General features: G+C 74.9%; 19 protein-coding genes. 9 read left to right on the top strand and 10 right to left on the bottom strand.

Annotated features, from left to right (window positions below; all coding sequences use genetic code 11):
* Positions 1-124: 124 nt before the first annotated feature.
* The 3 genes from ACIRBX_RS03600 to ACIRBX_RS03610 form a co-directional block, all read right to left on the bottom strand.
* Positions 125-538 (bottom strand): PPOX class F420-dependent oxidoreductase, encoded by a 414-nt coding sequence (locus ACIRBX_RS03600; RefSeq protein ID WP_402293491.1) that lies wholly within the window; start codon positions 536-538, stop codon positions 125-127.
* Between the two features lie 132 nt (positions 539-670).
* Positions 671-1,309: an NAD(P)-dependent oxidoreductase gene (locus ACIRBX_RS03605; protein WP_402293492.1), complete on the bottom strand. Its 639-nt coding sequence runs from the start codon at positions 1,307-1,309 to the stop codon at positions 671-673.
* 102 nt (positions 1,310-1,411) lie between these two features.
* Positions 1,412-2,311, bottom strand: a complete 900-nt coding sequence (locus ACIRBX_RS03610; RefSeq protein ID WP_402293493.1) for an EamA family transporter — start codon at positions 2,309-2,311, stop codon at positions 1,412-1,414.
* 46 nt (positions 2,312-2,357) lie between these two features.
* Here ACIRBX_RS03610 and ACIRBX_RS03615 point away from each other — a divergent pair, with 46 nt between their 5' ends.
* The gene (locus ACIRBX_RS03615) at positions 2,358-2,843 is read left to right on the top strand and encodes a MarR family winged helix-turn-helix transcriptional regulator (RefSeq protein ID WP_402293494.1); all 486 of its coding nucleotides are present in this window, start codon (positions 2,358-2,360) and stop codon (positions 2,841-2,843) included.
* Positions 2,844-2,934: 91 nt separating this feature from the next.
* Here ACIRBX_RS03615 and ACIRBX_RS03620 read toward each other — a convergent pair whose 3' ends face one another.
* Entirely contained in the window at positions 2,935-3,840 is a 906-nt protein-coding gene (locus ACIRBX_RS03620) for a C40 family peptidase (RefSeq protein WP_402293495.1), read from the bottom strand.
* 266 nt (positions 3,841-4,106) lie between these two features.
* Here ACIRBX_RS03620 and ACIRBX_RS03625 point away from each other — a divergent pair, with 266 nt between their 5' ends.
* Entirely contained in the window at positions 4,107-5,999 is a 1,893-nt protein-coding gene (locus tag ACIRBX_RS03625) for a glycoside hydrolase family 3 protein (RefSeq protein WP_402293496.1), read from the top strand.
* Between the two features lie 24 nt (positions 6,000-6,023).
* On the opposite strand, the gene ACIRBX_RS03630 is transcribed toward ACIRBX_RS03625, so the two are convergent.
* The gene (locus ACIRBX_RS03630; RefSeq protein ID WP_402293497.1) at positions 6,024-6,746 is read right to left on the bottom strand and encodes a hypothetical protein; all 723 of its coding nucleotides are present in this window, start codon (positions 6,744-6,746) and stop codon (positions 6,024-6,026) included.
* Positions 6,747-6,946: 200 nt separating this feature from the next.
* Here ACIRBX_RS03630 and bioB point away from each other — a divergent pair, with 200 nt between their 5' ends.
* The 4 genes from bioB (at position 6,947) to ACIRBX_RS03650 (ending at position 12,015) form a co-directional block, all read left to right on the top strand.
* A complete protein-coding gene (gene bioB, locus ACIRBX_RS03635; RefSeq protein WP_402293498.1) occupies positions 6,947-8,206 on the top strand; it encodes a biotin synthase BioB in 1,260 nt (419 codons plus the stop codon).
* Positions 8,207-8,225: 19 nt separating this feature from the next.
* Positions 8,226-9,500: an adenosylmethionine--8-amino-7-oxononanoate transaminase gene (locus ACIRBX_RS03640; RefSeq protein ID WP_402293499.1), complete on the top strand. Its 1,275-nt coding sequence runs from the start codon at positions 8,226-8,228 to the stop codon at positions 9,498-9,500.
* 430 nt (positions 9,501-9,930) lie between these two features.
* Positions 9,931-10,668: a dethiobiotin synthase gene (bioD, locus tag ACIRBX_RS03645; protein ID WP_402293500.1), complete on the top strand. Its 738-nt coding sequence runs from the start codon at positions 9,931-9,933 to the stop codon at positions 10,666-10,668.
* Positions 10,669-10,866: 198 nt separating this feature from the next.
* Complete coding sequence (locus tag ACIRBX_RS03650; protein ID WP_402293501.1) at positions 10,867-12,015, top strand: alpha/beta hydrolase family protein; 1,149 nt, start codon at positions 10,867-10,869, stop codon at positions 12,013-12,015.
* Positions 12,016-12,072: 57 nt separating this feature from the next.
* Here ACIRBX_RS03650 and ACIRBX_RS03655 read toward each other — a convergent pair whose 3' ends face one another.
* Positions 12,073-13,170: a hypothetical protein gene (locus ACIRBX_RS03655; protein WP_402293502.1), complete on the bottom strand. Its 1,098-nt coding sequence runs from the start codon at positions 13,168-13,170 to the stop codon at positions 12,073-12,075.
* Positions 13,171-13,538: 368 nt separating this feature from the next.
* On the opposite strand from ACIRBX_RS03655, the gene ACIRBX_RS03660 reads away from it, so the two are divergent.
* Positions 13,539-13,616, top strand: coding sequence for a 50S ribosomal protein bL37 (locus tag ACIRBX_RS03660; RefSeq protein WP_380149272.1), 78 nt, complete (start codon positions 13,539-13,541; stop codon positions 13,614-13,616).
* Positions 13,617-13,969: 353 nt separating this feature from the next.
* Here ACIRBX_RS03660 and ACIRBX_RS03665 read toward each other — a convergent pair whose 3' ends face one another.
* Positions 13,970-14,299, bottom strand: a complete 330-nt coding sequence (locus ACIRBX_RS03665) for a deoxyxylulose-5-phosphate synthase (RefSeq protein WP_402293503.1) — start codon at positions 14,297-14,299, stop codon at positions 13,970-13,972.
* Between the two features lie 75 nt (positions 14,300-14,374).
* On the opposite strand from ACIRBX_RS03665, the gene ACIRBX_RS03670 reads away from it, so the two are divergent.
* Positions 14,375-14,866 (top strand): isochorismatase family protein, encoded by a 492-nt coding sequence (locus ACIRBX_RS03670; protein WP_402293504.1) that lies wholly within the window; start codon positions 14,375-14,377, stop codon positions 14,864-14,866.
* Between the two features lie 420 nt (positions 14,867-15,286).
* Here ACIRBX_RS03670 and ACIRBX_RS03675 read toward each other — a convergent pair whose 3' ends face one another.
* From ACIRBX_RS03675 to ACIRBX_RS03685, 3 genes are all read right to left on the bottom strand, one after another.
* Positions 15,287-15,961: a class F sortase gene (locus tag ACIRBX_RS03675; protein WP_402293505.1), complete on the bottom strand. Its 675-nt coding sequence runs from the start codon at positions 15,959-15,961 to the stop codon at positions 15,287-15,289.
* Positions 15,962-16,035: 74 nt separating this feature from the next.
* Entirely contained in the window at positions 16,036-16,509 is a 474-nt protein-coding gene (locus ACIRBX_RS03680) for an excalibur calcium-binding protein (RefSeq protein ID WP_402293506.1), read from the bottom strand.
* Positions 16,510-16,685: 176 nt separating this feature from the next.
* Positions 16,686-17,108: a GNAT family N-acetyltransferase gene (locus tag ACIRBX_RS03685; protein ID WP_402293507.1), complete on the bottom strand. Its 423-nt coding sequence runs from the start codon at positions 17,106-17,108 to the stop codon at positions 16,686-16,688.
* 268 nt (positions 17,109-17,376) lie between these two features.
* Here ACIRBX_RS03685 and ACIRBX_RS03690 point away from each other — a divergent pair, with 268 nt between their 5' ends.
* Positions 17,377-18,045: a class I SAM-dependent methyltransferase gene (locus ACIRBX_RS03690; protein WP_402293508.1), complete on the top strand. Its 669-nt coding sequence runs from the start codon at positions 17,377-17,379 to the stop codon at positions 18,043-18,045.
* Positions 18,046-18,236 lie beyond the last annotated feature (191 nt).

An 18,236-nucleotide genomic window follows, 5' to 3' on the forward strand; every position in this document is an offset into this window, starting at 1 on the left:
GGGGGCGCCCGCGGTCTCTTTTACCCCCGGTGGGGGGGGGGGGGGGGGGGGCCCCCCCGGGGGGGGGGCGGCGGGCGGGGGGGGGGGGCGGGCCCGGGGGGGGGGGGCGGCCCCCCCGCCGCGTTCAGATCTTGGTGAGCGAGCCGAGCACCTTCTCCGGGGTGATCCGGATCGCCACCCGCAGGACCTCGGGCGGGAGTTCGAGGTACTCCTCGCCCGCGCCGGGGCCCTCGTACTGCTCGGCGAGGGTGACGGCGAGTGCCCGGTCGGTGTCCTCGGAGATGGCGGCCCGGCCCCGGAACTCGACGTAGCGGAGCGGATCGGACGGGTCGTGCAGGATCAGGCTGGCGCGCGGGTCGCGCTCCAGATTGCGGACCTTGCGCAGGCCGGCGGTGGAGGAGATCAACAGGTCCTCACCGTCCCGGCCGACCCAGACCATCGAGGTCTGCGGACCGCCGTCGGGGTTGACCGTGGCGAGCACGGCCGGGACCGGGGCGTCCAGGAGGGCCCGGATGGCGTCGTTCGTGATCACTGTCATGGCTGCGACGATATGCCGACCGGCCGCCCGGGGTCGACCCCCGTCCGATCCCCGGCGGCCGGTCGGCGCCCGTCCCCGCTCCGTACGGCGGCCACCGGAGACCGCCCCCGGGAGACGCTCGATGACGGCCCGTCAGTAGCCGACGGTGAAACGGGTGCGGTGGTGGCGGGGCCGCTCGGCCTCGTCCAGCAGTGCCACCGCCACGTCCTCCATCGAGATGGCGGAGCCGCCGTCGGCGTCCACGATCAGCTCGTCGGCGCCGAGCCGGTACCGGCCGGTGCGCTCGCCGGGCTCCAGCACCGCGGCCGGGCTGAGGTAGGCCCAGTCCACCGTGTCGTCCTCCCGCAGGACGGCCAACTGCTCGTTGCAGGCGAGCGCGATCGGCCGCCAGGAGGGCGGGAAGTCGGGCCCGTCGATCACCATCAGCCCGGAGCCGCCGGGCAGCAGCAGACTGCCCGCGCCGCCGAGCACCAGCAGCCGGGCCCCGGTCTTCGCCACCCCGGCGAGCAGCGCCCGGGTGACGGCGGCGTGCTCGTGCTCCCGGCCGGGGACGGGGCGGGTGGCGCCGATCACCAGGTCCTGACCCTCGGTCAGTTCGGCGATCCGGCCGGGGTCGAGAGCGTCTCCGCTGCGGTGCTCGGCGGCCGGGTGCAGGTCGGGGTAGCGCTCGGGCGAGCGGACCACGGCGGTGACGTGGTGGCCCCGGTCGACGGCCTCGGTGACGATCCGGCGGCCGGCCGCTCCGGCGGCTCCGAAGACGGTGATGCGCATGGTGGGTACTCCTCCGAACGAGCGGGACGGGGTCGGTGGTCCGCGATCGGCCATCAGTGGTCGGCGATCGGTGGTCAGAGCTCGGTGGTCAGCGATCGGTGGTCAGCGATCGGCGAGGACGCGCGGCTGCGCGGGGGCCTCGGCGGGCGGTGCGGGGCGGGCCTGGGCCACGACCACGGCCCCCAAGGCGATTGTCGCGCCCAGCAGTTGGAGCGGGGTCAGGCCCTGGCCGAGCACCGCCCAGCCCAGCGCGGCGGCGACCAGCGGGCTGAGCAGGCCGAGGAAGGTCACCTCGTTCGGCGAGAGCATCGCGATGCCGCGGAACCAGAGCGCGTAGGCCACCGCTGCGCCGATCAGGCCGAGGTAGGCGTAGCCGGCCAGGTTCCCGGCGGTCAGCGTGGCGGGCGGCGGGCCCTCGACCAGCAGCGCGACCGGCGTCAACAGCACGCCGCCCGCGACCAGTTGCCATCCGGTGGTGGCCAGCAGCGGCGCCGGGGAGACCCAGCGCTTGCTGAGCACCACACCGGTGGCCATCACGGCCGCGCCGCCCAGCGCGGCGGCCACGCCCACCGCGTCCAACCGGGCCTCGGCCCGCAGCACCAGCAGGGCGACCCCGCCGACGCCGGCCACGGCGGCGAGCACCGTCCGGACGGTGAGGCGCTGCCCGAGCAGGGCGGCCGAGAGGCCGGCCACCAGCAGGGGCTGGACCGAGCCGACGGTGGCGGCGACGCCGCCCGGCAGCCGGTAGGCCGCGACGAACAGCAGGGCCAGGAAGAGGCCGATGTTGAGGGCGCCGAGCACCATCGCCTTCCACCACCAACTGCCCTTCGGGAGGCGCCTGGTGAGCGCGAGCAGGAGCAGGCCGGCGGGTAACGCGCGGAGCACCGCCGCCAGCAGCGGGCGTCCGGGCGGCAGGAGTTCGGTGGTGACCAGGTAGGTGGAGCCCCAGACGGCGGGCGCCAGGGCGGTGAGCAGGAGAGCTGCGGTTCGATCTCTTAGCACTAAGCAAACATATCTCACCGCTAAGAGATATCGCTAGACTCCCCTCATGACGGATCACGTGGACCAGGTACTCGCGCAGTGGGCCGCGCAGCGGCCCGACCTCGACGTCTCGCCGATGGCGGTGATCGGGCGGCTCAAGCAGCTCACCGCCCGGGTCGAGGCCGAGCTCAAGCGGACCTTCGCGCTGCACGGTCTGGACACCCCGTCCTTCGACGTGCTCGCCACCCTGCGCCGCAACGGACCCGAACGCCCGCTCACCCCGGCCGAGTTGATGCGCTCCATGATGGTCACCTCGGGCGCCGTCACCCAGCGGCTGGACCGCCTCCAGGAGCGCGGCCTGATCCGCCGCACCCCCAGCCCCACCGACGGCCGGGTGGTCCTGGTCGCCCTCACCGAGGCGGGCCTCGCCCTGGTCGACGAGACCCTCCCCGACCACCTCGCCACCGAGCAGCGCCTGCTCGCCCCGCTCGCCGCCGCCGACCGCGAGCAGCTCGCCACCCTGCTCCGCACCTTGCTGGAGGGCCTGGACTGAGCCGGCAGGCCCGGACCGAGCCGCCGCACCGGGGAGCCGACGACGAAGGGCCCGGTCCGTCGCGACGGACCGGGCCCCGCACGACGCGCCGTCAGCAGTCCGGGATGACGGTGCCGTTGTTGTCCTTGGCCACGTCGTTGCCCCAGCGGGACAGGTAGTAGGCGGAGACCCACTGACCGGCCGGGCCGACGTCCGGATCGGTCCGCAGCCACCAGTGGTTGTAGGCGGAGCCGTCGCCGTTGGAGATCTGCCGGCCCCACGCCTTGCAGTAGACGTAGTTGGTGCCCTTGTACAGGGTGCCGGTGGCGGTGGTGCCGGTCGGGGTGGCGTACACGGACGCGTTCTCGAAGGTGTCCACCCAGTACTTCCCGGTCGAGCCGCCGCCCGGGCCGTACAGCCGCACCGCACCGAAGTAGTCGCTGTGCGAGGCGAGTTGGGCCACCTGGACGTGACCGCCGGAGTACGGTGCCTCCACGATCCAGCCCTGGCCGAGGTAGAGCGCGACGTGGTGCACGGTGGAGGCCGAGCCACCGAAGAAGACCAGGTCACCGGGGAGCAGCGGGGCGGTGCCGTCGGAGCGGTAGTAGCGGGCCACCGCGCGGGAGGTGGGCCACTGGGTGTAGGTGGTGCCGTTGATGACGTCCGCGCCGACCGCGAGGTAGTAGGCGTAGCGCACCAGGCCGGAGCAGTCGAAGCCGCGGACGTGACAGTCGTCCGGGGCGCCGTTGGCCGGGTCGCAGATGCCGTAGCTGGCGCCGGGCTGACTGCCGTGGCCGCCGCCCCACGAGTACGGGGTGCCGATCTGGCCGCAGGCGGCGTTCACGGCGGCGACGGCCTGGGTGGCCGCGCCGGAGGAGAGCACCCCGCAGGCGGGGGCGGCCTGCGCGGGCCGGACGCCGGCGAAGAAGACCGCGAGGGAGGCGAGCACCGCGAGCAGGGCGGCGGTGCGCAGCGGGCGGAGGAGCCGGTGGGAGAGGGGAGTCGTGCGCGCGTTCACGGGACCGTCCGTGGGGGCCGAGGTGGTTTGGTCGCGGACATTCAAACACTGCCGGACCGGCGGCGGGTAGCCCCGGGGCGAACGGCCTTCGACTTCTCAACCACCATCCCCTGACGGCCCGCCAGCTGACCAGGCGTTACTTCACGCCTGTGTTCAAGGCTTGAAAAAACAGCGCCCCGGACCCTTACCAACGCTTTCACGCCTCTGCTTACATGCTCCTGACATCGCACCTCCGGCACCCCACCCAGGACTGGAGAGACATCCGCATGCACCGGCGCCCCCTGCTCGGCGGAGCCCTGCTCGCCGCCGTCACCGTCGCCCTCACCGCCCTGCCCGTCGCCCCGTCGACGGCGGCGGCCACGGCCGACTACCGCAACCCCCGCAAGCCGGTCGAACGCCGGGTCGAGGACCTGCTGGCCCGGATGACCCTGGCCGAGAAGGTCGGCCAGATGACCCAGGCCGAGCGCAACGCCGTGGACGGCGACCCGGCGAAGATCACCACCCTGGCGCTCGGCTCACTGCTCTCCGGCGGCGGCTCCACCCCCGCCGCCAACACCCCCGCCGCCTGGGCCGACATGGTGGACGGCTACCAACGCCGGGCGCTGGCCACCCGGCTGGGCATCCCGCTGCTCTACGGGGTGGACTCGGTGCACGGCCACGGGAACCTGGTGGGCGCCACCGTCTTCCCGCACAACATCGCCCTCGGCGCCACCCGCGATCCCGAACTCGCCCGCGAGGCCGCCCACATCACCGCGATCGAGACCCGGGCCACCGGCCCGCAGTGGGTCTTCGCGCCCTGCGTCTGCGTGGCCCGGGACGACCGCTGGGGCCGCACCTACGAGAGCTTCGGCGAGACGCCCGAGCTGGTCACCTCGATGGAGACCCAGATCGACGGCTTCCAGGGCCGCCGGGGCTCCGGGCTCGACCGCCCGGACCGGGTGCTGGCCACCGTCAAGCACTACGCCGGCGACGGCTCCACCGCCTACGGCTCCTCGGCCGGCAGCTACCGGCTGGACCAGGGCGTCACCGTCACCTCCCGCGAGCGGTTCCGCCGGATCGACCTCGCGCCCTACGTCACGGCGGTGCAGCAGTACCGGGTCGGCTCGATCATGCCCTCCTTCTCCAGCGTGGACTGGACCGAGGACGGCGTCGGCAATCCGGTGAAGATGAGCGCCCACCACGAGCTGCTCACCGAGGTGCTGAAGCAGAAGACCGGCTTCGACGGCTTCCTGATCAGCGACTGGGACGCGATCAGCCAACTGCCGGGCGACTACCCGGCCCAGGTGCGCGCCTCGGTCAACGCCGGGATGGACATGTTCATGGTGCCGTACAGCGCCGAGCAGTTCGAGCAGGCGCTGCTCACCGAGGTGACCGAGGGCCGGGTGGCACGGTCCCGGATCGACGACGCGGTCCGCCGCATCCTCCGCGCGAAGTTCGAACTCGGCCTGTTCGAGCACCCGTTCACCGACCGGCGGTACCAGTCGACGATCGGCTCGGCCGAGCACCGGGCGGTGGCCCGGGAGGCCGTCGCCAAGTCCCAGGTGCTGCTGAAGAACGAGCACCACGCACTGCCGCTGAAGCGTACCGACGCCATCTACGTGGCGGGCGTGAACGCGGACGACCCGGGCAACCAGGCCGGCGGATGGACCGTCACCTGGCAGGGCGCGTCCGGCGCCACCATCCCGGCCACCACGATCCTGGAGGGCATCCGGGAGTACGCCCCCGGCGCCGTCTACAGCGCGGACGCCTCCGCGCCGGTCGGCGGCGCACGGGTCGGCATCGTGGTGGTCGGCGAGACCCCGTACGCCGAGGGCGTGGGCGACGTCGGCAACAACGGGCACACCCTGGAGCTCTCCGCCGCCGACCGGGCCACCGTCGAGAAGGTCTGCGCCGCCGTGCCCACCTGTGTGGTGCTGGACGTGGCCGGGCGCCCGCAGATCGTCACCGGTCAACTGCCGCTGATGGACGCCTTCGTGATGTCCTGGCTGCCCGGCAGCGAGGGCGGCGGGGTGGCCGACGTGCTGTTCGGCGCGCGTCGCTTCTCGGGGAAGCTGCCGGTCAGCTGGCCGCGCGCCGAGGCCCAGGAGCCGCTGAACGCCGGCGACGCCGGGTACGACCCGCTGTTCCGCTACGGCGCCGGCCTCACCACCGGCCGCTGAGCACCCTCCCCGGGCGGGGCGGGCTCAGAGCCAGATGAAGGGCGCCCGGGCCGTGTACCCCACGGCCCGGGTGGCGTCGTCCAGGGCGCCCGCCGGGCCCGCCGCCGCCGGGTCGGTGAACCGCGAGGTGGTGACGGTCAGGTAGTGGCCGACCGCGTCCACCTGGGTGCTGGTCTGCTGACGGCCACCGGCCGGCTGCGGGGTGCCGGAGGGCGTCGGCAGCGCGCCCGGGTCCGGCGGCAGGAAGGCGATCGCCTCGGCGTTCGGCACCAGCGCCTTCTCCGCCTGCTCGGCCGCCGCGTCGTCCGCGAAGCGCAGCACCGTGACGCTGCTGACCACCTGGTTGCCGTCCTGGGTGAAGCTGACCGAGACGTAGGAGAGGCAGTTGGTGTCCTTGAGCACGTCCCGGGCCTTGTCGGCCAGCGCCTCGGCACAGGCCGGGCCCTGCCGGGCGGCGGTGCGCCTGGCCTTGTAGCCGCCGTTGTCGATCACCTGCTTGGCCGGGAAGTAGCGCTCGACGGTGAAGAACTGCTCCTCCGTCAGCGGCTGGGTCGGCGGCGCGGCGTCGGCCGGCACCGAGCTCAGCGCCTCCTTGGTGGTCCGGCCCGCTCCCGGCAGCCAGTCCCCCGACTCGGCCACCACCACACCGACCGCGATGGCCACCCCGCCGACCGTGCACAGGGCGATGATCCGGCGACGGCTGCGGCCACGGTAGCGGCGGCTCGGGCGCTCCCCCTGCTTGGTCATGGCGGAGATTCTAAGCGGATGATCGGATCGCCTCCACCATCGGGGCACCCCCGGCCCACCGGGCCGCCGCCCGTGACCGGAGCCCGACCGGAGGCCGACCGGCCGGTGGCGGAACTGTGACAACTCGCACACCCCCGGGGCCCTGTTCTTGGTGGGTTCCCTCTGGCGCGACGCGAGGTCACCCGGGCAGGATCAAGGCCATGGATCTGCTCGACACCCTCACCGCCAAGGGCCTGCGCCGGGAACTCCCCACCCGGGAGGAGGCGATGGCCGTACTCGCCACCACGGACGACGAGTTGCTCGACGTCGTGGCCGCGGCCGGCCGGGTCCGCCGTCAGTGGTTCGGCCGCCGGGTCAAGCTCAACTACCTGGTGAACCTGAAGAGCGGCCTCTGCCCGGAGGACTGCAACTACTGCTCCCAGCGGCTCGGCTCGAAGGCGGAGATCCTCAAGTACACCTGGCTCAAGCCCGAGCAGGCGGCCGAGGCCGCCGCCGCCGGACTGGCCGGCGGCGCCAAGCGGGTCTGTCTGGTGGCCAGCGGGCGCGGTCCGACGGACCGTGACATCGACCGGGTGGCCAGCACCATCGCCGCCATCAAGGACGCCAACGAGGCCGTCGAGGTCTGCGCCTGCCTGGGCCTGCTCTCCGACAACCAGGCCGAGCGCCTGAAGGCCGCCGGGGCCGACGCCTACAACCACAACCTCAACACCTCCGAGGCCACCTACGGGGACATCACCACCACCCACACCTACGCGGACCGGGTGGACACCGTCGCCAAGGCGCACGGTGCCGGCCTCTCCGCCTGCTCCGGTCTGATCGCCGGGATGGGCGAGAGCGACGCGGACCTGGTGGACGTGGTCTTCGCACTGCGCGAGATCGGCTCGGACTCGGTGCCGGTCAACTTCCTGATCCCGTTCGAGGGCACCCCGCTGGCCAAGGAGTGGAACCTCACCCCGCAGCGCTGCCTGCGCATCCTGGCGATGGTCCGCTTCGTCTGCCCGGACGTCGAGGTCCGGATCGCCGGCGGCCGCGAGGTGCACCTGCGCTCGATGCAGCCGCTCGGCCTGCACATCGCCAACTCGATCTTCCTCGGCGACTACCTCACCAGTGAGGGCCAAGCCGGTCAGGCCGACCTCGACATGATCGCCGACGCGGGCTTCGAGGTGGAGGGCGCCGGTGAGCCCACCCTCCCCCGGCACCGCTCCGAGGTCACGGCCGGCGGCGGCTGCGGCCCGTCCGGCGGCGGCTGCGGCTCGGGTGCCGAGGCGGGCGCCGACGCGGGCCCCGAGGCGGCGCACGGTTGTGGCACCGGCGGGGGCTGCGGCCCGTGCGGCGGGCACGCCCCGGCCGTCCCGGCCCAGGCCGGCACGCCCGCCACGCCCGCCAACGACGAGCCCCAGCCCGACCTGGTCCGGGTCCGCCGTCGCGGCGCCGGCACCGAACTGGCGCCCAACGCCTAGGAACTGACGCACCTTCATCATGCAGAACCTCCTCGACCTCGACCGCGCCCACGTCTGGCACCCGTACGGCCCGATGCCCGGCACCACCACCCCCTACGTGGTGGAGTCGGCCTCCGGGGTCCGGCTCCGGTTGGCCGAGCCGGTGGCCGGGCGGCACGAGCTGATCGACGGCATGTCCTCCTGGTGGGCAGCCGTGCACGGCTACCGGCACCCGGTGCTGGACGCCGCCGTGACCGACCAGCTCGGCCGGATGAGCCACGTGATGTTCGGCGGGCTGACCCACGAGCCCGCCGTCCGGCTGGCCGCCACCCTGGTGGAGATCACGCCCGAGCCGCTGCGGCACGTGTTCCTCTCCGACTCGGGCTCGGTCGCGGTCGAGGTCGCGATGAAGATGTGCCTGCAGTACTGGCGCTCCGTCGGCCGTCCCGCCAAGCAGCGCCTGCTGACCTGGCGCGGCGGCTACCACGGCGACACCTTCCACCCGATGTCGGTCTGCGACCCCGAGGGCGGGATGCACACGCTCTGGGGCGGGGTGCTGCCGCGTCAGCTCTTCGTCCCGGAGCCGCCGGTGGAGTTCGAGCAGCACTACGCCGACGAGCTGGAGCGGGTGGTCGCCGAGCACGCCGACGAGCTGGCCGCCGTGATCGTGGAGCCGGTGGTGCAGGGGGCGGGCGGCATGCGCTTCCACTCCCCCGCGTACCTCCGCACGCTCCGGGAGGTCTGCGACCGCCACGACGTGCTGCTGGTCTTCGACGAGATCGCCACCGGCTTCGGTCGGACCGGCGAGCTGTTCGCCGCCGACCACGCGGGCGTCTCCCCCGACGTGCTCTGCCTCGGCAAGGCGCTGACGGGTGGCTACCTCTCGATGGCTGCCACCCTGTGCACCGGGCGGATCGCCGACGGCATCAGCCAGGGCGAGGTGCCGGTGCTCGCCCACGGCCCGACCTTCATGGGCAACCCGCTGGCCGCCGCCGTCGCCAACGCCTCGATCGGGCTGCTGCTCTCCCAGGACTGGCGCACCGAGGTCAAGCGCCTGGAGACCGGCCTGCGGGAGGGCCTGGCCGGGGCCGCCGCCGTCCCCGGCGTCCGGGACGTCCGGGTGCTCGGCGCGATCGGCGTGGTCCAGCTCGACCACCCGGTCGACATGCGGGCCGCCACCGAGGCCGCCGCCCGCGAGGGCGTCTGGCTGCGGCCGTTCCGCGACCTCGTCTACACCATGCCGCCGTACGTCACCTCCGACGCCGACCTGGCCCGGATCACCACCGCCGTGACCGCCGCCGCCAACGCCGGCTGACCCCGGCCGGGCAGCGCCGTCCGCCGACGGAGGGTGGCCCCGGGGCCCCGCGGTCCCACCGAACGACCGGCCTGCTCGCCGGGTCACCACCGGCCGACGGAGGCGACGCCGAGCAGCGGACGGACCGTGCTCCCCGAGCCGGTGCCGGAGGCCCCGGAGGTCGGGCGGCGGCCATGGCCCGGCCGAGTACGGCGAGGCCGAGCCCGACCGGTGACCCCGGCCGGAGGCCGAGCCGCCACCGTCCTCCGGCCGGGAGCCGGCAAAGGTCCGTTCGGAGCGTCGGCATCCGGCAGCACCGGCGGGGAGTCCCTCCCGCTTGCCCGAGGGGTCCCGGCGCTCCCACCACCGCCCACCGACCGTCCGGTGCCGTCACCGTGGCCACCCGTCAGACCCGATCCCCGCAACCGCTCCCACCCCCCGTGAGGCTCCCGTGACCACCCGTCAGACCCGCCCCGGCACCGTCCTGTTCGTCACCGGCACCGGCACCGAGGTCGGCAAGACCGCCGTGACCGCCGCCGTCGCCGCCCTGGCCCCCTCGGTCGCGGTGCTGAAGCCCGGTCAGACCGGCATCGCCCCCGGCGAGCCCGGCGACGCGGAGGAGGTCGGCCGGCTGGCCGGCCCGCACGTGACCCTGCGCGAACTCGCCCGCTACCCCGAGCCGCTGGCCCCCGAGACGGCCGCCCGCCGCTCCGGCCTGCCGCCCCTCACCGCCGCCGCCACCGCCGAGGCCGTCGCCGCACTGGCCGCCGACCACGACCTGGTCCTGGTCGAGGGCGCGGGCGGCCTGCTGGTCCGCTACAACCAGGCCGGGGAGACACTGGCCGACATGGCGACCGCGACCGCCGCACTCGGCCTGGAGGTCCGGGTGCTGCTGGTCGCCGCCGCCGGCCTGGGCACCCTCAACACCACCACCCTGACCGCCGAGGCCCTGCGCACCCGGGGCCTGAGCACCCTCGGCGTGGTGATCGGCAGCTGGCCCGCCACCCCCGACCTGGCCACCCGCTGCAACCTCGCCGACCTCCCCACCGCTGCGGGCGCCCCCCTGCTCGGCGCCCTCCCGCACGGCGCCCCGGACTCCGACGCCTTCGCCGCCCTCGCGGAGGCCGCTCTCGCCCCCGCACTCGGCGGCGCCTGGGACGCCGGGGAGTTCGCCGCCGAGCACGCCTGAGGCTCCCGCCGTCCGGGGTGGGTGGGGCGGCTGACGGAGCGTTCGGGACACCGTTCCGCACCGCGGGACGGTACCGGCGAATGACCTGACGCCCGTGCCGTCAGACCGTGGGTGGAGGCGGATCGTCCTCCGCCCGGAGGAGCCTGCTCCTCCGGCGAGCTGACGATCCGTCAGGGCGGCGCGCATAGGTTCGGAGGCATGAACCGACGCCTCGCCGCCGCCACCACCCTGCTGCTCGCCCTGGCCCTCCCGCTGCCGCTGGCCGCCGCCGCCTCGGCTGCCCCCGCGACCGCCGCCTCCGCCACCAAGCCCTCCCGGGCGCAGCTCGAACTCCCCCGCCCGACCGGCCCGTTGGGCATCGGCCAGGACGTACTGCACCTGGTGGACCGCAGCCGGGTGGACCACTGGGCGAAATCCGGGCCGCGCGAGCTGATGGTGACCATGTACTACCCGGCCCGGAAGGGCACCGGGCGGCCCGCGCCGTACATGAAGACCGAGGAGGCCCGCCGCCTGCTCGGCGGCCAGGACCTCCCGGACGGCATCGACGCCGTGGTCGCCGGCACCCGGACCACGGCCCGCACCGACGCCCGGCCGCTCGACGGCCGGTACCCGCTGGTGGTGCTCTCGCCGGGCTTCGGCGTGCACCGAGCCACCCTGAGCTCACTCGCCGAGGACCTCACCTCGCGCGGCTACCTGGTCGCCCTGGTGGACCACGCCTACGAGAGCGCGGGCACCTCGTTCCCCGGCGGCCGGCTGCCCACGTGCCTGGCCTGCGACGCCGCCCCGGTGGTGGGCTACGACAAGGTCGGCGACGGCCGGGCCAAGGACGTCTCCTTCCTGCTCGACCGCCTGACCGGCCGTCACCCGGTCTGGCGGAACGCCGGGATGATCGACCGGAACCGGATCGCGATGGCCGGCCACTCGATCGGCGGCGCCTCGTCCGCCGTCGCGATGGCGGCCGACCCCCGGATCAAGGCGGGGGTCAACATGGACGGCACCTTCTGGGCCCCCAACGAGATCGGCGACCGGCCGTTCCTGCTGCTCGGCGCGGCGGAGACCACGCCGGGCCACGAGCCCAGCTGGGAGCAGGCCTGGAGCCGGTTCGGCGGCTGGAAGCGGTGGATCTCCTTCACCGGCGCGGGCCACTTCGCGTTCAGCGACTACCCGGCGCTCGGCGACCAGCTCGGCTTCCCGGACCCGGAGCACCCGCTCCCCGGCGCGCGCTCGGTGGAGCTGACCCGCCGCTACGTCGGCGCCTTCCTCGACCTGCATCTCAAGGGCCGCCCGCAGCCGGTCCTGAACGGGCCCTCGGCCGACGCCCCGGAGGTGCTCTTCCACACCCCGTGACGCGTGACCGAGCCCGGCCCGTACGCACGGGCCGGGCTCGGTGGTGCTACGACCCGGTCAGAACGCCGAGGTGTAGGCGGTGAAGAACGACCCGGTGACCGGGCTGCCGCTGCCGTTGAAGCAGATCGGGTAGAGCGTGACGGTGCTGCCGCTGCGGTTCCACGGCATGGCCTCGCCGCAGTAGTTCGGCCCGGCGCCGTAGGCGGTGGTGTGCGAGGTGTCCGGGACGACGGCCACCGAGGGCATGGTCACCGAGTACGGGACCGAGCCGGCCAGGGTGTTGGCCGCGCCGACGGAGTTGAAGTTGGTCGCCGCCGGGACGCCGCCGTTGAACCAGAGGTGCCCGAAGTACTTGGGCGGGAAGGCCGGCCCGTGCACGGCGCGCTTGACCGAGTAGCTCAGCGTCCAGCGGGTGTCGTACGGGGCGTTGGCCGCGTTGAAGCAGGCGACGATCGCGGTCTGCCCGGTGGCGGCCGGGTACCAGTCGGCCACCTTGCAGCGGGCGCCCTGGGCCGCGTCCACCGCCGTCACCTGGAAGTTGCCGGCCTGGGTGGCCGCGCCGAGGCCGGGCAGCCAGGCCTTCCAGATGCCGGTGGAGCCGTGGCTCACGGTGTTGGTGCCGCCGGAGGAGTTGTACTGGCCGAGCACCGCGCCGACCGGCGAGGAGTAGGTGTAGCCGTAGCTGCCGCCCGCCGGGGCGGGGACGCCGCTGCTGGTGGTGTAGAGCACGGTGAACAGCGAGTTCACCAGGGCGCCGCCGGGCTTGTAGCAGTTGACCGCGACGTCCTGCCCCGTGCCCGCCGTGGACCAGCCCTTGACCTGGCACCAGTAGCCGGTGCGGCCGACGGCGGTGGCGTGCGCGATGCCGCCCGGACCGGCGATCAGCGGGAAGTGCACCACGTACTGGCCGGTGCCGACCTGGTCGACCTTGACGGGGTTGGACGACGGGGTGGGCCAGCTGCCCCACTGCCGGGTGGTGTCCGGCACGTAGGCCGGCGGCGGGGTGGGGTTGTCGAGGAAGGCGAAACCGTAGCGGTCCGGCACGGCGGCCTGCGCCGGGGCGGCGGCGGGCAGCGTGGCGGTGACGAGTGCGGCCGGCAGGGCGAGCGCGAGCAGCGCGGATCTGAGCGCGCGGAACGACAGGCGCACGGACATGCGGGTACCCCCTGGGTGGTGGCGGTGGACGGGACTCCGTCGACACCCGGGCCCGGCTGACGGTGCGTCACACCCTAGGAGCAGCAACCCTGCTGGCCTAGACCTCTGGCATGCCCCGGACGGTCGCCCGTCGGCCTTTCCGCACACCGCCCCACCGGTCATCCACCGTCCCGTCCGACCCGGCACCCCCGCCGTTCGCACACCCGTGCCACACCACCCACCCTCCTCCCCCCGTTCCCCTCACTCCGTGGCCGGAACCGGTCGATCCCCCTCCGCTCACCCGGCCGGCGGTACCGCCTCGCCCCTCGCACCGACCCGTGCGAGGTTGAACGGAGACCGGGCAGGACGCAGCGAGAGGAGCGGACACCATGTCATCGAAGCGACGCCGCAAGAAGAAGGCCCGCCGCAAGCACGGGGCCAACCACGGCAAGCGGCCCCAGTGCTGACCGTGCGCTGAACGCGGAGCGGGGGGGGGGGGGGGGGCCGGCCCCGGGCGGCGCCGGCGCCCCCCCCCCCCGGCGGGGGCCCCCCCCCCCCCCCCCCCCCCCCCCCCCCGCCCGGGGGGGGCGCGGGGGGGGCGGGGGGGGGCGCGGGGGGGGGGGGGCCCCCCCCGGGGGGGGGGGGCCCCCCACGGCCGCTCCGGCGTGGCGTCGCCAGCCCCTGCACCCGTGACGGCTCGGCCCACGGGCCGGACACCGCCCGAATCCTGCTGGAGATCGTCGCCGACGGCGCCCGCCGGGCCGCCCCGTGCACGTGATCGGTCCGGTGGGCGGCACCGGAGGACCTGCCGGACACCCCGTCAGAACTCGGGCTGCACCAGCACCTCGGCCGCCGGACGGCCGGTGCGACGGGCGTGGACCAGGCGTTCGCGGACCTCGGGCAGGGTCCGGGGCCGGTAACCCGGGCCAGAGCAGCAGGACTTGTGGAAGCGGATGCCCGCGTGCAGCAGCACCGAGAGGGTCCGCCAGCCGGCCACGTCGCGGCGGCGGGGAGCGGCGAAGGCCGACCCGACGTGGATCAGCGGCTCGGCGCAGCGCGGGCAGGCGCGCTCCCGGGCACGTTCGCCGAACGGCTGCTTGTACGAGGCACGGCAGGGCAGGCAGACGTAACTGGTCTTCGCGGGCGGCATGTCCGGGATCCTAGGGCGGGCAGCGGACCCCCTCCACGGGTTTTCCGGTGGCTCCGCCCCTCTATGCTCGCCGTCATGAACTCCGCCCTGGTCCTGATCGACCTGATGCCCCGGATCATCGCCCTTCCGCTCGCGCCCCACGACGGCGAGGAGGTGCTGGCCCGCTGCCGGGGGCTGGCGGCGGCGTTCCGCGCCCAGGGGCGGCCGGTGGTGCTGGTGCGGGTGGACCGGCCGGGGGTGGCGGAGCAGCCGCCGGGGAGCGGCTTCGCGGACGGGCTGGTGGAGCCCGGGGACGTGACGGTGGTGAAGCAGACCGTGGGGGCGTTCCAGGGCACCGGGCTGGACCGGCGGCTGCGCGAACTCGGCGTGGACACCGTGGTGTTGGGCGGCCTGGTGACCACCATGGGGGTGGAGTCGACCGCGCGGGCGGCGAGCGACCTCGGGTACGAGGTGGAGTTCGTCGCCGACGCGATGTCCGGCTTCGCCGCCGACGAGCACGAGTTCGCGGTCGGCCGCACCTTCCCGCGCTTCGGCGAGGTCCGACTGACCGCCGACTACACGGGTTGACCTGCTCCCGGCCGGGCCTGACCTCCGAGGCGGGCGGGGCGGTCCCGGCATCCTGCGCGGGGCGGTCGGCCATCGACCCGGGCAGCTCCGCCGCTCGGACCGTCCATGGCCGCCGCCCGGGCCGGGCCTGACCACCCGTCAGGGCTGCTCCAAGCGCGCGTCGCGTCGTCCTGGCAGCCCGCTGCGCACCTGGTCGCACGGGCCACCGCAAGCGATGACACCGAACTCGGGGCGAGCCACCAAGGCGTACACGCCACCCGGGCCGGGCCTGACCGCCCCTCGGGGCTGCACCAAACGCGCGTCGCATTGTCCTGGCAGCCCGCTGCGCACCCGGCCGCACCAGCCACCGCAGACAATGACGCCGAACTCGGGACAGGCAGCCAAGGCGTACACGCCACTCGGACCGGACCTGACCACCCGTCAGGGCTGCTCCAGGTGCGCGTAGACCACCGTGTTGTCCTGGTAGCCGCCGTGCGCCCGGTCGTACCGGCCACCGCAGGTGATGACGCGGAGTTCGGGGCGGGCCGCCGGGGCGTAGACCCGGTCGCTGGGAAAGGCGTCGCGGGGGTGGTTGGCGACGGTGTCGACCACGAAGCGGGCGGTGGCGCCGTCGGCGCGGTCCACCAGTACGGACTGACCGGCCGTCAGGGTGGCCAGGCGGAAGAGGGCGGCGGGGCCGCGTCCGGTGTCGACGTGGCCGGCCAGCAGGGCGGTGCCGGTCTCCCCCGGGCTGGTCCCGGCCGCGTACCAGCCGGCCAGCGCGGTGTCGTCCGACTCGGGCGGCTGGAGTGCGCCGTCCGCCCCGAGTGCCAACTCGACCAGCGGGACGTCCACGTCCAGCGCCGGGATGCGCAGCCGCTTCGGCGCCGACCTGGCCATCCCGTGCACCGGCACGTGTCCGGCCGGTACCACCACCGGCACCGGCGGGGCGTCCGGCAGTTCGGGGGCGGTCGGCAGGGCGGCCGTGGTGCCCAGGCCGACCCCCCAGGCGCCGAGCGCCAACAGCGCGGAGGCCAGGGCCAGCAGCCCGGGCATCCTGCGCCGCCGCACGGCCCGCCGTGCGGCCCGGCGGCCCTGTCCCACGGCCGTGGCCATCGGGGTCTCCTCCCTGTGCTCCGTACCGGCCGGTGCGGCGACTGATTACCGCACCGGCCGGGGTTGACGGAAGGTCAGTGCTGCCGCCGGGTCTGACTGCGGCGGAGCGCGAACGCCCCGCCGGCCGCCAGCGCGGAGGCGGCCCCGAGCGAGAGGGTCAGCACGGTGGAGCCGCCGCCCTCCCCCGGTCCGCTACCCGCCCGGACCGCGCCGTGCGGCCGGGGCGCGGGCGCCGTCGGCTCCGGGACCGCAGGAGCCACCGGGCCGGTCGAGGGCGCGGCCGAGGGGGTGGTCACCGGGGGCGGCGTCCCGGCCGGGACGGCGACGGCGGGCCCGCTCGGCAGCGCCTCGCAGGCCTTGAAGTCCTTGTCGGCGTCGAGCCGGTTCGGATCACCGGCCCGTCGGTCGAACTCGGCCTGGGCCTCCTGCTGGGTACTGAAGTCCTTGCAGTCCAGGTCGACGTCCTGGGCCTGGGCCGCCCCGGCGAGCGGCAGCGCGCTGACCGCGAGCAGGACGGTGGCACCGGCGAAGGTGGCTATACGACGCATGTCTCGGAACTCCTGTGGTGGTCGACTGACTCCTGCCTCTCACCGTACGTATCCCGACGACTCCCACCAGTCACGCTGCGCCGCCTGTGGGAGCGCACGCCGGGGCGCGCCGCCCAGCACCGCCCGGTACCGCCCAGTACCGCCCGCTCCGGGACCGGTCCGGGACCGCTGGACCGTCAGCCGAGCGGCTTCACCCACCGGGTCCAGGCGGTCTCCGGCCGGTAGCCGGCCGCCCGCCAGGCGTGCTGCCCCAGCTCGTTGTGGTCGAGCACCATCGCATCCGCCCGGCGACCGCCGAGCGCCGCGAAGCGCTCCTCCACGGCGGCCAGCAGGGCGGCGGCGATGCCCTGGCGCCGCTGCTCCGGATCGACCGCGAGCCGGTAGAGGTGGCAGCGCCAGCCGTCGTACCCGGCGATCACGGTGCCGACCACCTCCCCGTCCCGCTCGGCGACGATCAGCGCCTCGGGGTCGCGGTCGAGCAGGCGGCCGAGCCCCTCGGGGTCGTCGGTGATGCTGGTGCCCTCGGCGGCCCGGGCCCAGAAGGCGAGCAGGGTGGGGATCTCGTCGGGGATGGCGTGGCGCAGCTGTAGGTCGCTCATGTCCGGGATGTCTACCAGTGCGCGCCCACCCGGACGAGGGAATTCCGCCCTGCGGGACGGACCGGGCCGGGTGACCCCCGGTGCAGTGGCCCGGCGGGCGGATGACGACCGCGTGACGGCCGTGTGGCAGGTGTGCCACCGGAGCGTGACGGGGTGTCAGATGACGTAGGGTCTGGGGCACCCGGCGCCGGGCCCGTGACACGGGTGGCCGCCGGGGCGGCGGCCCCGGCGGACGGTCCCGGGCACCGGTGAGAGGGAGGCGCGGAGCATGGGTGTGGCCACGGTGGACGGACAGGCACTGCAGGAGTTCGTGCGGGCGCAGACCGGACTGGCCCCCGTGCCGTTCGTGCCGGAGGTGCGGCTGCACCAGGCGGCCTCGGCCATCGCACTCTGGGAGCACACCGAGGAGGCCAAGGGCCAGGCCGACCTGCCGCCGCCGTTCTGGGGGTTCGCGTGGGCGGGGGGCCAGGCGGTGGCCCGGTACGTGCTGGACCACCCGGAGGCGGTGGCGGGGCGGCGGGTGCTGGACCTGGCGGCCGGCTCCGGGCTGGTCGCGGTGGCGGCGGCGCTGAGCGGGGCGGCGGAGGTGACGGCGGCGGAGATCGACGCCTACGCGGTGGCCGCGATCGAGCTGAACGCGGCGGCCAACGGCGTCGGGCTGGAGGCGGTGCTCGCCGACCTGCTGGGCGGGGACGGCGGCCCGGCCGAGGTGGTGCTGGCCGGTGACGTGTTCTACGAGCGGGCGATGGCCGAGCGGGTGCTGCCGTTCCTGACCCGGGCTCAGGCGCGCGGCGCGCTGGTGCTGGTCGGCGACCCGGGCCGGGCCTACCTGCCGCGCGACGTCTTCACGGAGGTGGCGGTCTACCAGGTGCCGACGGCGGCCGACCTGGAGGACAGCCGGGTGAAGACCACCACGGTCTGGCGCCTCGACGGCTGACGACCGCTCACCCGCACCCGCACCCCGTCCGTTCGCCTGCCCGGTCGGCGTCAGGCCGGCCCCGCGCCGCCGTCACGGGCGTCCCGTCCGTCCTCACCCGTACCCGTCCGTACCCGACCGCCACGGCGAGCCCCGCCGAGCGGCGGGGGCCACCCGGCCGCTACGTACCGTTTCGATACCGAACCGGTGAT

This window comes from Kitasatospora sp. NPDC096147 (assembly GCF_044763225.1).
In the GTDB taxonomy this organism is placed as follows: Bacteria; Actinomycetota; Actinomycetes; order Streptomycetales; family Streptomycetaceae; genus Kitasatospora.